Source organism: Marinomonas sp. TW1, assembly GCF_001625355.1.
Classification (GTDB): domain Bacteria; phylum Pseudomonadota; class Gammaproteobacteria; order Pseudomonadales; family Marinomonadaceae; genus Marinomonas.
The window spans coordinates 74,815-88,966 of the sequence record NZ_JSEE01000009.1 but is presented as its reverse complement, the minus strand read 5'-3'; the positions used below and the strand labels follow the sequence as shown (position 1 = coordinate 88,966).

General features: G+C 44.9%; 16 protein-coding genes. 7 read left to right on the top strand and 9 right to left on the bottom strand.

Annotation, left to right across the window (positions count from 1 at the left end; translation table 11 throughout):
• The first annotated feature begins 174 nt into the window (after positions 1–174).
• From OA79_RS09835 to OA79_RS09820, 4 genes are all read left to right on the top strand, one after another.
• A complete protein-coding gene (locus OA79_RS09835) occupies positions 175–1,068 on the top strand; it encodes a TraB/GumN family protein (protein WP_231908847.1) in 894 nt (297 codons plus the stop codon).
• A 90-nt stretch (positions 1,069–1,158) separates the two neighbouring features.
• Complete coding sequence (locus OA79_RS09830; RefSeq protein WP_063333060.1) at positions 1,159–2,469, top strand: flavin-dependent oxidoreductase; 1,311 nt, start codon at positions 1,159–1,161, stop codon at positions 2,467–2,469.
• A gap of 20 nt (positions 2,470–2,489) precedes the next feature.
• A complete protein-coding gene (locus OA79_RS09825; RefSeq protein ID WP_063333059.1) occupies positions 2,490–2,780 on the top strand; it encodes a Dabb family protein in 291 nt (96 codons plus the stop codon).
• Between the two features lie 120 nt (positions 2,781–2,900).
• A complete protein-coding gene (locus OA79_RS09820; RefSeq protein WP_063333058.1) occupies positions 2,901–4,193 on the top strand; it encodes an NCS2 family permease in 1,293 nt (430 codons plus the stop codon).
• 129 nt (positions 4,194–4,322) lie between these two features.
• Here the strand turns inward: OA79_RS09820 and cpxA are convergent, their stop codons facing one another.
• Entirely contained in the window at positions 4,323–5,708 is a 1,386-nt protein-coding gene (gene cpxA / locus OA79_RS09815; RefSeq protein WP_063333057.1) for an envelope stress sensor histidine kinase CpxA, read from the bottom strand.
• Positions 5,708–6,397, bottom strand: a complete 690-nt coding sequence (locus tag OA79_RS09810) for a response regulator (RefSeq protein ID WP_063333056.1) — start codon at positions 6,395–6,397, stop codon at positions 5,708–5,710. Before OA79_RS09810 ends, cpxA begins: the two co-directional genes overlap by 1 nt.
• 179 nt (positions 6,398–6,576) lie before the next feature.
• Between OA79_RS09810 and OA79_RS09805 the strand changes: the two genes are divergently transcribed.
• Entirely contained in the window at positions 6,577–7,086 is a 510-nt protein-coding gene (locus OA79_RS09805; protein WP_063333055.1) for a CpxP family protein, read from the top strand.
• A gap of 73 nt (positions 7,087–7,159) precedes the next feature.
• Here OA79_RS09805 and OA79_RS09800 read toward each other — a convergent pair whose 3' ends face one another.
• Positions 7,160–7,438 carry a hypothetical protein gene (locus tag OA79_RS09800; protein ID WP_063333054.1) on the bottom strand — a complete coding sequence of 93 codons (279 nt, stop codon included), beginning with the start codon at positions 7,436–7,438 and terminating at the stop codon, positions 7,160–7,162.
• A 168-nt stretch (positions 7,439–7,606) separates the two neighbouring features.
• Between OA79_RS09800 and OA79_RS09795 the strand changes: the two genes are divergently transcribed.
• Positions 7,607–8,149 (top strand): hypothetical protein, encoded by a 543-nt coding sequence (locus OA79_RS09795; protein WP_063333053.1) that lies wholly within the window; start codon positions 7,607–7,609, stop codon positions 8,147–8,149.
• 120 nt (positions 8,150–8,269) lie between these two features.
• On the opposite strand, the gene OA79_RS09790 is transcribed toward OA79_RS09795, so the two are convergent.
• The 5 genes from OA79_RS09790 to OA79_RS09770 form a co-directional block, all read right to left on the bottom strand.
• Positions 8,270–9,268, bottom strand: coding sequence for a branched-chain amino acid aminotransferase (locus tag OA79_RS09790; RefSeq protein ID WP_063333052.1), 999 nt, complete (start codon positions 9,266–9,268; stop codon positions 8,270–8,272).
• Between the two features lie 159 nt (positions 9,269–9,427).
• Entirely contained in the window at positions 9,428–9,712 is a 285-nt protein-coding gene (locus OA79_RS09785; protein WP_231908846.1) for a DUF1294 domain-containing protein, read from the bottom strand.
• Positions 9,709–10,083, bottom strand: a complete 375-nt coding sequence (locus OA79_RS09780; RefSeq protein WP_063333051.1) for a DUF1499 domain-containing protein — start codon at positions 10,081–10,083, stop codon at positions 9,709–9,711. The genes OA79_RS09785 and OA79_RS09780 overlap by 4 nt, the downstream gene beginning before the upstream one ends.
• A 117-nt stretch (positions 10,084–10,200) precedes the next feature.
• Positions 10,201–10,650, bottom strand: coding sequence for an anthrone oxygenase family protein (locus tag OA79_RS09775; RefSeq protein WP_063333050.1), 450 nt, complete (start codon positions 10,648–10,650; stop codon positions 10,201–10,203).
• On the bottom strand, positions 10,643–11,488 hold the full coding sequence (locus OA79_RS09770; protein ID WP_063333049.1) for an NmrA family NAD(P)-binding protein: 846 nt from the start codon (positions 11,486–11,488) through the stop codon (positions 10,643–10,645). Before OA79_RS09770 ends, OA79_RS09775 begins: the two co-directional genes overlap by 8 nt.
• Before the next feature lie 152 nt (positions 11,489–11,640).
• On the opposite strand from OA79_RS09770, the gene OA79_RS09765 reads away from it, so the two are divergent.
• Positions 11,641–12,648, top strand: coding sequence for an AraC family transcriptional regulator (locus OA79_RS09765; RefSeq protein ID WP_063333048.1), 1,008 nt, complete (start codon positions 11,641–11,643; stop codon positions 12,646–12,648).
• Here the strand turns inward: OA79_RS09765 and OA79_RS18460 are convergent.
• Complete coding sequence (locus tag OA79_RS18460) at positions 12,626–14,020, bottom strand: LysR substrate-binding domain-containing protein (protein ID WP_231908845.1); 1,395 nt, start codon at positions 14,018–14,020, stop codon at positions 12,626–12,628. The genes OA79_RS09765 and OA79_RS18460 overlap by 23 nt on opposite strands.
• Positions 14,021–14,152: the final 132 nt, after the last annotated feature.

Below are 14,152 nucleotides of genomic sequence, written 5' to 3'. Positions count from 1 at the left end.
TGACTGTCATCCGAGCTTTTTTAATTGCTTATCCCCCTCGTCATTTCATAAAAGTAGCGAATCAACAAATATGAAAACACTAGGATGAGGCTTTCCCCCACCACCCTATGCTGTAATATTCGTTTATTAAGGCAACCAAATCGTCACTTTAAGTTGAGCGAACTGATGGGCAACATGGCACTAATAAAGGCGGATCTGACACTTATTATGCAAAACCTAAAACACAGCGTGTTAACCCTGTTAGCCACGCTTGGATTACAAGCAGAAGCCGCTTCCGTTTGGAAAGTATCCAGTGAAACCAACAGTCTCTACTTAGGTGGCACCATTCATATACTAAGCGCCTCGGATTACCCATTACCAATCGCCTATGATCAAGCTTACTCTGCCGCCAATAAAGTCGTTTTCGAAACCGATATCGCCGCTCTAAATCAACCCTATTTCCAGCGAAAGTTTCAACACACCATTACCTATTCTGATGACACCAAAATCCATCACATTTTAGACAAACCAACCTATCTCAACCTCTTTCGATACCTCCAATCTAAAAACATTGCGAGTGAAACCATTGAACACTTTACACCCAGTGGGCTTTCGCTATTACTCAGTATGCAAGCACTCAAACAGCTGGGTATGGACCAATTAGGCGTCGATGCCTTCTATGCCGAAAAAGCCAAACAGGATCAAAAAGCACAGTCATGGTTAGAAACGCCGGACGAGCAAATTCGCATTTTACGTAGCCTCAACCAAATTGACCCAAATGACCTGATCAACTACACCCTTGAAGACATCCATGGCATGGCTGAATCGTTGCAAGCCTTAAAACAAAATTGGCGCAATGGTCACCTAGATAAGATAGCGAAACAGGAGTTAAACGAACTTCAACAAAGTTACCCTGCCATTTATCACACCCTGATTACCGAACGGAATCAAAATTGGCTCACTAAAATAGAACACCTAATCAGTACATCGGAAGTCGAATTTATTATGGTTGGCGCCTTACATTTAGCAGGGCCAGATAGCCTATTACAGAGCTTAAAAAACAAAGGTTATCGGATCGAACAGCTCTGACCATCGGTTACAGGATGTAATAAGATTGTATCCCGCAGCAGGGTTAGGGATAATAACCGTTTAAAGCAAAAACTGTGGACTACAACAACTATGACATCCAATAACAAAAAGCCAGTTTTAATCGCTGGGGGCGGAATTGGCGGCTTAAGCCTTGCCCTAACACTTCACCAAATTGGCATACCTTGTTTAGTGCTTGAATCCGTAGCGGAACTCAAACCCCTTGGCGTCGGCATAAACATACAACCCAATGCCGTTCGTGAATTATATGACATGGGGTTAGAGCAAACGTTACTCGACACCATAGGCATCCAAACCAAAGAATGGGCCTTAGTTGGCCTCAATGGCAAAGAGGTTTACAGTGAGCCTCGTGGGCTAGATGCTGGATATCATTGGCCACAATATTCTGTACATCGTGGTGAGTTACAAATGTTGCTCTATCGCACCGCAATTGATCGACTTGGTAAAGACGCCATCAAAACAGGCCATAAAGTAACTCATTACCAGAATACAACGGACGGTGTCATCGCGACGGTTACCTTAACCAATGGGGAACAAATTGAACTTGAAGGTGCCTTGTTGATCGCCGCCGATGGTTTACACTCTGCCGTACGTGCCCAAATGTATCCGCAACAACCGCCCATTCATTGGGGCGGTGCGGTAATGTGGCGCGGCACCACCCAAGCAAAACCGATTCGCACAGGGGCTTCTTTTGTCGGCTTAGGCACTCATCACCATCGTATCGTGTTCTACCCTATTACGCCTGCCGATCCTGACACTGGCTTAGCGACCATTAACTGGATTGCCGAAGTCACTATGGACAACTCGGAAGGTTGGACCAGTGGAGATTGGAACAAGAAAGTGGAACTGCAAGACTTTATTCATCATTTTGAAGATTGGAATTACGATTGGGTGGACATTCAAGGCTTACTTCGAGGTGCCCAAGAAGTATTCGAATACCCAATGATAGATAGAGACCCAGTACCAAGCTGGGTAGACGGTCATGTATGCTTAATGGGCGATGCCGCGCACATTATGTATCCAACTGGCTCGAACGGTGCTAGTCAGGCCATTGTCGATGCTCGCGAATTAGGTGCTTCCATCTTAAAATTTGGCGTCACCCAAGCGGCGGTAACCGATTTCAATGAGCGTTTGTGTGCTGGCATTTCTGAGGTCATTTTACGTAATCGTGGCGCTGGCCCATTCGTGATCCTCAATGAATTAGACAAACGTTGCTCAGGCCATTTCGACGACATCGAAGCCGTCTTTCCAACGACAGAACGTCAAGAATTGATGGCGAAATACAAAGCCGCGGCAGGCTATGCGATGGAAGCGCTTAATAATGCCGCTCCCACCATAAACGTGAACACTCAAAAACAACGCGCGAAACAAACAGCGTCTTAAGCTGATAATAAGGAATCAACATGCTGCAACATTATGTCTTTATCAAATATCAAGACCACACACCGGCCGATCACATCGACACTTTTATTGAAAAAATGCAAGCATTGAAAGACCGCATTGAAGAAATTAAAACGCTGCATATTGGCAGAGATGAATTAAAAGAAGCACGCAGTTGGGATCTCATATTGGACATGCAGTTTGCTTCCATTGAAGATTTACGTCGTTATCAAGTTCACCCTGAACACCAAGCAATCATGGCGTTTAACGACCCTCATGTCGCAGATGTTGGCGCCATTGATTTCGGCCAATAACCCCATATTTTTTGTGCAGTTAATATTTTTTCAATATTAACTGCACAAATCGGCCTTATTTTTTTATACTAACGCCGTTTTTAAACCCTCAATTCTATAAACCACAATTAAGGCAAATCAATGCTTGAACGTTTATTTCAACTAAAAGCACACAATACAACCGTGCGTAACGAAGTCGTTGGCGGTATTACGACCTTCCTAACCATGGCATACATTATCTTTGTAAACCCTTCGATTCTAGCGCAAGCAGGCATGGACCAAGGCGCGGTTTTCGTTGCGACCTGTCTAGCGGCAGCGATTGGTTGCTTAATCATGGGGCTTTACGCTAACTACCCTATCGCGATGGCGCCGGGAATGGGGCTTAATGCCTTCTTCACCTATGGTGTTGTATTGGGCATGGGCTACTCTTGGGAACAAGCACTGGGTGCCGTATTCCTATCCGGTATTTTGTTCATCATCATCAGTATATTCCAAATTCGTGAATGGGTGATCAACGCCATTCCTTCTTCTTTAAAGCTTGGCATTGCAGCAGGTATCGGTTTATTCCTAGCGATGATTGCCTTGCAAAACTCCGGCATCATCATCAAGAACCCTGCGACAATGGTTGCTCTGGGCGATCTAGCTTCGCCATCAGCGATTTACGGCCTACTTGGCTTCTTCGTCATTTGTGCTTTATCTTATTTAAATGTCACTGGCGCGGTCATGATTGGTATCTTGCTGGTCACCATTTTATCCATGCTGTTCGGCCAAAACGAATTTGGTGGATTAATCTCTGCACCACCATCCATTGCCCCAACATTCCTAGCAATGGACATTGAAGGCGCATTCCAGATCAGCATGTTAAGTGTGATTTTTGCTTTCTTCTTCGTCGACCTATTTGATACTTCTGGCACCCTAATTGGTGTTGGTCAACGCGGTGGACTGCTAAACAAAGAAGGCAAACTGCCACGTTTGAAGAAAGCCCTTTTGGCTGACTCAACGGCCACTGTGGCGGGTGCTGCATTGGGTACATCATCAACAACCAGTTACATTGAAAGTGCCTCTGGTGTGGCCGCTGGAGGCCGCACAGGTCTAACTGCGGTAGTGGTAGCAGCGTTGTTCTTGTTAAGCTTGTTCTTTGCACCACTAGCAGGTTCTATCCCAGCTTACGCAACAGCGGGTGCATTAATGTATGTTGCAGTGTTGATGACCAGCAGCTTAGCGCATGTGGAATGGGACGACATTTCTGAAGCCGCGCCTGTTTTAATCGCCGCTTTCACTATGCCTTTGACTTACTCAATTGCAGACGGCATTGCTTTGTCTTTCATCAGTTACGCGGTCATCAAATTACTGTCCGGTCAAGGTAAGCAAGTCAGCCTAGCAGTATATGCTCTGGCAGCGCTGTTTATCGCTAAGTTCTTTATCTTCGTATAAGGCTGGCGAAAAACATAAAAAATGGGAAGCCAATTGGCTTCCCATTTTTTTACATCTCGTTCTTTTTTCTTCTCGCTCTATTACGCTTGTTCTATTGGCATAAATCAGAAAGCATTGAACAAAACGCGTCTAAGATAAAGGCAATACCACTTCCACCTTCAAACCACCCAGTGCACTTTTCTTAGCCTGAATATGACCATTGTGTTGACGAATGGCACTCTCCGTAATCGCCAAGCCCAGCCCAGTTCCACCAGAGTGACGGTCACGCGCAGTCGACACGCGATAAAAAGGTCTAAAGATGGATTCCAATTCATCCTCAGGCACCCCATCGCCATCATCTTCCACACACACCATGAGGTTCTTTTCCTGTAATACCAATGACACGGTAACAATGCTGTGACTGTAACAAATGGCATTGCGAATAATGTTTTCTAAAGCGCTCATCAATAATTGTGGATGACACATGATATCGCAGGCTGGAATGTCTGGTAGCTCAACTTGCTTGTGCCTTTGCTCTGCTTCAAACTGACTGTCCGCAAATAAGCCCTCCAATAAACTCGACAAAGGTTGACGTTCACGCGTGAGATGGCTGTCGACTTGCAAACTCGATAGCTCTAACAATTTACCTATCATTTGCTCAAGTCGTTGCGCTTCAATATCAATCCGTTCCAACTCAACACTCTCACCTTGCTTACGTGATGCCAACGCCTGCGCCATACGTAATCGAGTTAAAGGAGACCTTAATTCATGAGAAATGTCCGACAACAAACGTTGCTGACGACTGATCATCATGTTCACGGCTTCTACCATTTGATTAAAACTCGCACCCGCTTGGCGAAATTCACTGGTCCCCTTTTCAAGCTCGGGATCTATTTCAAACACGCCTTGCGAAACACGCTTGGCCGCTTCTTCCAAGCGTCTTGCAGGCTGACTCAAAGCCCACGCCAACCAAAGAAGAAAAGGTGTGCTGACTAACATCACGACCAGTAACAGACGAATTGGGTGATCAAACAGTTGCAGTAAAAAGTGTGGTGGCTCATTCCATTTTATAGCAATGATTAAGAAGTAGTCTTGCCCCGCCAAATGGATGGGCAGTGGCCCTGAAAACATGGTTTTGCCATACAAACGTTGGCGCGGCACATCTGGGTTATCAATGCTGGAAACAAAGTTTCGTAACGACCGAAACATAAACTCGGGACGTTTGTCCGATGTAATGATGTGGCCATCTAAATCCGTTAAAAATAGGCGCAAACGGCGGTCATCGTTGTCTTTACTACGCGGTGGGTGAGTTTCCAATAAGGCAACAATGGGCTCAATACTGCGGACGCCTGCATAGCGTTGCTCAAGCCGATCACGCATCTTTAACATCATGTCATAATGCGGTGGCGATATCGCCCGACTCTTACGTGGGTCAAGATGTGGCAGGGTCAATACCGCCATCACGATTAAAAACATGGTAAACCAGAAGATGGCAAAAATTCGGCCATACAAACTGGTGATTTTTGGCAACCGCATTAAGCGCTCTCCACTAGCAAATAACCGCGACCACGCAAGGTTTTAATGCGCGCTTTACCATTGTCCCAGTCAGGTAGTTTTTTACGTAAATTGGAAACATGCATGTCGACCGCACGATCAAAAGCAGCAAGCCGTTTACCTAGCACCTCAAGACTCAGGTCTTCCTTAGTAAGTACCTTTCCAGGGTGTTGCACAAAATAATGCAACAAGGCAAATTCGGTGCTCGTTAGATCCAGCAACTGCTCATTACAATAGGCTTCTAAACGACCTGGAAACAATTTTAAATCATGAAACAAAACGCCATCCTGAGTTTTTTCAACATCAGGAACCACCTGAGTGCGTCGTAAAATAGCGCGAATACGAGCCAACAGTTCTCGTTCACTAAATGGCTTAGGCAAATAATCGTCCGCACCTAACTCCAAGCCGACAACACGATCGATCTCGTCGCCTTTAGCCGTAAGCATTAATACGGGAACAGACCATTTTTCACGCAGCTGCTTCAAGGTGTCAAAACCATTTAATTTCGGCATCATGACATCCAGCAATACCAAATCCACTGACTCACTCATGGTCGCTAATCCGGCCAAACCATCGTAAGCAGTCGATATCTGAAAATTTTCAAATGACAACACCTCTTTAAGCAAATCACTCAATTCAACATCGTCATCAATAATTAAAATATGTGTCATCGCGTTCTCAAACCTTACTGATCCTAAAATCTATTTTACGTTGAAACCCCGTTGAAATTTTATCCTTTACGATACTTTACCATGCTTAGACCGCGCTTTACCTAGCAGATCCTATTCTAGTTCACATGCAGTCGAGCACTGCCAAGAGAGCAACCTTTAATCATATTGAGGATCAAACTATGAAATTCACTAAACAACTTATTATCGCTTCCCTTGTTCTACCTTTAACATTAGGCGCGACCAGCAGTTTTGCTCATGGCGACAGAGATGGTAAAGGCCCACGAGGACCACAACAAGAATGCCGTATGGGCGGTTTTGACCGCGGCATAATGAAAGAATTGGCGTTAACAGACAGCCAAAAAGAACAATTGAAAAAGTTGCGCAAAGACAGCCGAGAAGCAATGAAAGCCGAGTTTGATAAGGCTCCAAAACCTGACATGCAAGCGCGTGAAGCACATATGAACCAGCTCAAAGATCTGATGATGGCCGATAACTTTAACCCTGCTAAAGCCACCGAACTGGTAAAAGAAATGAGTGAAAAACGCATTGAGCGTCAAGTACACAAGTTAAGCCAACAGCATAAAATGCTAAGCGTCTTAACCGCCGATCAAAAAGCGAAATTCTTCGAACTTCAACAAGAGCGCGCTGAAGACTGTGCTGACAAACCTCATAAAGGTAAACGTCACTAAGATTCCTTCTGGGCCACTAGAAAGGCAGCTTCCGCTGCCTTTCTTACCTCGATCATTAACTCATGACCATTATTTAGTTTCGTTTCCAAATACGAGCAACAGCACGATCACTACCAAGTAAACCAACCACTTCACACACCAAACCGGTACCACAGAATAATACAATTGGAATCATTCCTGCGAATTGCCCTGTCACCAAAGCCACATAAATCGAAATGGCGCCAATGACCAGACACAGTATCCCTAAGGTGATGAGTACTTTACGATGGGATGGTTTGTAATCATACGCCCCTTCACCACCCTCAAAGAGGTTTAAAATAGGTGAACACAACTTTTCCAATACCACTTTCATAGCTCGATCCCAATTACGTCATTAATGTATTTTGCCTAATATCATTAATCAAAAAAAACCAACTGTCATTAAAATAAAACCAAATTGTGATTAAACTTCCCAGTCTCATCGTCGATATAGAAATACACAGACAAACTGTTTTCATTTACTAATATAATGGAGAAAAAAATGAAAAAGATTTTGTTATCGAGTTTAGCCACAGCTGCCGTTACTCTCTCTACAGGCACTTATGCAGAATCATTATTTACCTACCTTGATTATGGATTTGGTAAAGTTGACGTTAGCTCCTCTGATGATGGCTACACTTCCCTTTCTGGTGCATTTGAAACCTCAGCGGGACCTTACGTCGCATTCGAATCAACCGAATATGGCAGCCTAGATGTGATGGCCGTTGGTGCCGGTATGTATTCCGGTGTAGGCAGTCAATCCAACATTTTCGGTCAGTTACAGTATGTCCAAGTGGATATTGGCCGCAATGACGAAACCGGCTTTCGGATCACAGCAGGTGTTCGCACCACCATTTCAGATCGAGTGGAATTGGAAGGTAAATTCAAATACGACGACGTTTTCTCAGACACTGATTCCAGCTTTGCTGTGGCCGCTCGCTACTATGTCACAAAAAACTTTTCCGTTGCAGCCAACTACGACACGGCAGAAATTGCAGGCTATAACTACGATGCCATGTTCGCCTCATTACGCTTAAGTTTCTAAACCAAAGCGTTAAAAAAAGGGTTTTCATGCCTAAACACAAAAACGCCTGATGGCATCCACTTAAGTGAGTGTCAACAGGCGTTTTTTGTCTTTCAGACTTTTTTCTCTAAAACAAAAGGCTTATACGACTTTCGTTAGCCAATTATGTTTGTCTTCTGCCTTACCCCATTGAATATCATTCAATGCTTGGCGAAGCTTCTGTGCAATAGGGCCAGGTTCGCCACTGCCGACTTTAAAGTCTTTACCATCGTGAATAAAAGTACCCACAGATGTCAGTACCGCGGCCGTACCAGACAACACCGCTTCCACTTCTGGCTTAGCGGCACGCTCAAGTAGCTCATCAACGGTAAGATCACGCTCTGATACCGTCATGCCTAAATCGTTTGCCAGAGTCAAAATGGATGAACGTGTCACACCATGTAGGAAACTAGTATCCAATCCTTTAGTGATGATTTCGTTACCGTCAATCAATAAGAAGTTAGCTGCACCAGTCTCTTGTACATCACCATTTGGACAAAACAGGATTTGATCCGCTTGTACTTCTTTTTGTGCTTTGGCGATAGGCCCCAATGCGCTGGCATAGTTACCACCACTTTTCACCATTCCCATATGAGGCGCACAACGCATGCCGTTTTCATCCAACAACAAACGTAACGCTTTAGCCCCACCCGTAAAATAATCCCCAACTGGAGACAACAATACATACAACATAGAAGAAGCCGTTGGCGCAGCGGCTTTACCGATGGCGGCTTCGGTACCAATATGAGTTGGTCGAATGTACATAGAACCTGGAGGCGTAGGTACATCCTCTGCATATTCTGCGACCACATCTAAGATCATTTTCGAAACGGCTGCCTCGTCAAATTCTGGCAAAAACAACAAACGACTGCTTTGCGCCAAACGTTTGATATTTTGGTCCATTCGAAACACATGCACACTACCATCTTCGTGGCGGAATGCCTTCAAACCTTCAAAACAGGTACTAGAATAATGCAAGACGTGCGCACCTGGATGCATTTGAATGCTGTCCGCCGCTACGATACTTGCTTCACTCCACTGATTATTTTCGAATGTCGCTAATGCCATCTTAGGCATAAAAACGCTACCAAAAGCCGCCATTACTGTTTCCTAAATTGAGTTTAATAAAGACAGAATGAGCCACTTTAAAAAAGGACTCATTCAATGAATAAATAGTAAAACGGAACCGAGTTTGAAGGAAGCAAATCTGAGGTTAGGAAGAAAATAAAATGAAATACTCAATATTTTTTGACATATTGGTTACATAAAAGCCGACCATTGGCTTAAGACCAAGACCAATCCCAGTAAATTGACAAACACACTTCCCCAAAACACCAACATAAAACGCTGTTTACTTCGCTTATGACGAAATAAACGTTGCGCCATTAACGCCCCAATCCAGCCGCCCAGCAAAGACAATAAATGCAAGGTAGATTCCCGAACTCGCCACTGGCCACGTATCGCCGCGTATTTATCAAAACCGTAAGCCAGAATGGCCAAAAGACTGAAAAAAGCATACCAAGCGCACATCAAGCTGAACATCATAATTGGGCTCGAAGCGACTCCATACGCTTACGATTTACCCCCAAATCGGAATACCCTACTCGAGAAGCTGAGCGAATGTGAATGGTCGTCAAACTCGATGATTCTTCGACAAAGTAAAACTCCACGTCATCCACAAAACGAAGCAGTGCAATCTTAAATTCAGCATGCAGATAGTTTGTCTCGATGGTAACGATATTCACACGTTTAGTCTGCTGTAAAATCGTTACCAGCGCCTGATGGGCCGTCTCCAGATTGCCATGAAATAACAATGGATCAATGTAATGCTCTCTATCTTGCGCCTGACTACAGACACAATTTGGCTTGCTTGAACAAGCCGTCAGTTGGCCGTTTTTAATACCCAGTTTTGCCATATCCATTCCTCTACTACAAATAGCCATCAATATTACGGTGGTATTGCTTCATTGCACCAACGATGCAATACCACAGTGTACCATCCATCAGAAACCGCCGCGCTTCTGAAAAAGCCATTATACGTAAGTCAAAATAGAACAGGCTAAAGCACTACTTAATGCCCTTACGTGATTCAATCGCGTCCACTTAACAGCATATTCATGCCAAAGAATGTGGCTTAATTCTGAATGTTTCGCCCCCTGTTTCAGTCGCTCATTCAATGGCACATTACCAAATAAAGTTACCGCAAACATACCCAGCAGATAGATCAAGGCTGACGCGACCCAAAGCCCCGACAACCCCGCTTGCCAGTGAAACACATGCCATATAAAAGCCCCCAACAAGCAAGCATTTGAAACAAAGAAAATAGGCATGAATACGCTGTTTAAAATCACTCGATTTATGCTGTTCATGACGTTAATTGCCTCGTTGGCAGCAAGACGATTTAATGCTTTCATCACAAAAGCGGAAAAAGCAAAATACGTTCCAGCCATGATACCCAATAAGACAATCAGTAACTCAGCCATCTGTATTCTCCTGTGATTGACACCATATCGACGCCTCGGCCTGATCCACGAGATATTGATCAAAACGACGCGCTGGTCGACCTAAAACTTGCCATACTGTATCCGTGGTCGATTCGTTACGCCCATCCAATACATTGACGAATAATTCGTTGATCAACCAGGCCATGTCATCGGGCAAACCTTGCGCCTTAGCACCCGCTAAATAAGCCTCTACTGGTACAGGGGTGAACTCCACCTTTCGCCCAATCATTGAACTGATTTTTTCGACGCAATCCATAAAACTCAGTAACTCAGGCCCTGTCACCTCCAATAATTGATCGGTCAAATGCGGCTGCGTGAACGCCGCTACCACCACATCGGCAATATCTTCTGCGTCTATAAAAGGTTCTGTGGCGTTAGGCTCAGGCAATACTAAGTTCCCAGCGGCAATGCCCTGTGCCATAAAACTCTCACTAAAATTTTGCATGAACCAACTGGCCCGCACCACATTCCACCTTAGTCCACTGTGTATGACCACCTGCTCAGCGCGCTGCGCCCCTTCTTCACCTCGGCCAGATAACAACACTAAATGATCGATTCCGACTTGTTTTGCCACGGCGACTAAAGCACTCATATCCTCTTCCGCTTGCGGGACTGCCAAATCAGGATAATAGGTCACATATAGGGCTTTCACACCTGTCAAAGCGGGCACCCAAGTGTCACGCCTTGCCCAATCAAACATCACTTCACTGTGGCGTGATAAGCCACGGGGATTCAAACCTAATGCGTTCAACTTATTCATAACTCTTGCGCCGGTTTTACCCTGGGCACCAATGATTGCCATTCTATTGTCTTTCATCTCAAATCCTCTCATTCAATGTTAAACATCAGCCAGTACTTGCTAACTTGAATGACAGTTTAATCGGCTAAAACTTGATATTTAATGCCTTAATGTCCATACTTTTTTGCAGTTCGTCTAAAAACACAGATTATAAAGTCATGGACACCAACATGCTTCCACCTCGTGATATACCTGCTCATTCCGATACGTTAGGCGAAACCCTTTATTCTCTTAGACTAAACGGTTTGATCTACGCCAATTCAGAGCTGATTGAGCCTTGGGGCATTGCCATGCCCCCTTTAGCAGGCAAAATGATGTTCCATATCGTGACGGAGGGAGGGAGTTGGCTAAGCTTCGAAAACGGTCAAAGCCACTATTTGCAGCCAGGTGAACTGGCCTTAGTCGCCAAAGGTCTGGGCCATAATATTAGTCATGAAAAGGGACAAACATGTGAACCTTTCTTCGACATTCCCGTCACCAAACTCTCAGAACGTTATGAATTTCTTCGCTATGGCGGAAAAGGACGTGAAAAAGAAAGAGAAAAAGTGGAAGGGCAAAGCGAAGCACAGGTAACTCGGCTCATCTGCGGGGTACTAAGCTTTGACCATATTGCAGGACAAAAGCTGATTACACAGCTTCCTGACGTCATTCACCTAAGCCAAGCAAAGGACAACCTACCTCTGTCTCTGCAAAGTATGATGCAAACCTTAGAACAAGAAGCCTCGACGCTTGCCCCTGGCGGTGAAACCATCATGACACATCTGGCTGACATTATTGTCATTCAAGCCATTCGCAACTGGATCACTCAAAGTAACCACACCTCAAATGGATGGCTTAGCGGCCTACAAAACCCGAAATTAGCTAAAGCCTTGTCAGCCATTCACACTCAACCACAATACGCTTGGACGGTTGATCAACTGGCATCATTAGCAGGCATGTCGCGCTCAGGGTTTTCTGCACATTTTACCCAGGTCATTGGTACCTCAGTGAAACATTACCTTACTGAATGGCGAATGAATTTGGCGAGACACAAAATCAATCAGTCTCAAGTGACTTTGGCCGATCTGGCCGAAGAATTGGGCTATCAATCGGAAGCGGCGTTCTCCAGAGCTTATAAGCGTATATTTGGAGAGCCACCTCTGCGGCCTAAAAAGCTCATAACGGATAAACGCGTTTAAAGTGTTCCAACACCAGCATCATATCTTCCGCTGGAGAAATGTCTAATTCTTCACATTCTTTAGAAAAGAAATCCCAGTGTGCCTCACGCCACCAGCCCAGTGACTTATCTCCCTCACCCTCGGCCACAGCAAACTCGGCCGTCACCTCATTAAAGCGGCATTCGCTAACTTGGGTTGTCTCAATGATACAAACCGGTTGCCCCTGCCAGTTGGTAACCACTTGCAAATGCCCAACTTGGGGATACGCTTCCTCGTCGTGATGATACCAATGCGCCATACTACACGAAGCCCGCTTTTCACCGCGCAAAATCAGTTCAGCGCAAAGATTGGCATTGACCTCATCGGCACAAAAGTAATCCGCACTAAATGAAGAGTACTGCTCAGCTTGCGCCTTGGGTAAACGTTTTAGATAGCTTGCTAGGTAGGATTGACATAATGAGGACATATTCTCAGGTAAAGCAATCACAAACTCTTTCGGTCTGTCACTTAGCGCTGCGACAATGTCGTTGATCATGGCTCTGACAATGGGCTTTTGTCCCGATGACGGTTTCCATACTAGATACAACATGGCGCTATCTTGCTCTGTCAGTGAGGCTTGCCAATGAGGTAATACCTCAACTAAACGACCGTCTCTTAGATCTTCTTCAATAAAAAGCTTACTCACCAAAGTAATACCTTGGTGCGCTTTAGCCCACATCAACAAGGGCGTTCCACCTTCTGACGAGAGCATTGGATCAATGCGGATTTTTCTGTACTCAGTTCCCTTTTTAAAATGCCACCAAGCATGCTGACGAGATCGATAGAAGGCCAAACAAGCGTGAGATTTTAAATCCTCTGGCGATTCAATGGGAGCTGACTGTTGCAGATAAGACGGAGAGGCAACCAGCACATTAGGCATCTTTCTTAACGGCCGAAAAAGTAAACTTGAGTCATCAGGACGCCCGTATCGAATGGCCAAATCAAATGGCCCTTTATGAAGATCAGACAAATTATTATCGAGACTGATCGCAATCTTAGTGTCTGGATGCTTCTGTCGAAATTGAGCGATGAGCGGCACAAGAACGCCCCGCCCTACGCTATCAAAAGTGGCAATACCCAAACGGCCATCGACTTTAGCATCATCTTTGACAAAGCTGTGCTTGGCAGCATGGACGGACTGCAAGATTTGTTTGCATTGATTATAAAACTGTTCGCCATCTGGCGTCAGATCAAGTCGACGAGTCGAGCGAATCAGCAATTGGGTTTTCACTTCATGTTCAAGTTGATTGACCTTTCTGGTGATGGAGCTTGGTTTTTTCCCTAACGACTCCGCCGCCGCGCTAAAGGAACCTAATTCCACCACTCGCACAAATTGCTCCATCGCTTCAAACACAATATCCAACCTCTGTTTACTAATGGAAAACAGTATTCCTCATTATTGCGCACAACGCAAAAATAGAAACCCGACTTAGGCAGTTTATGCATTGATAAAAAAAACGCACCATGTCCCTATTCACTTTAAACA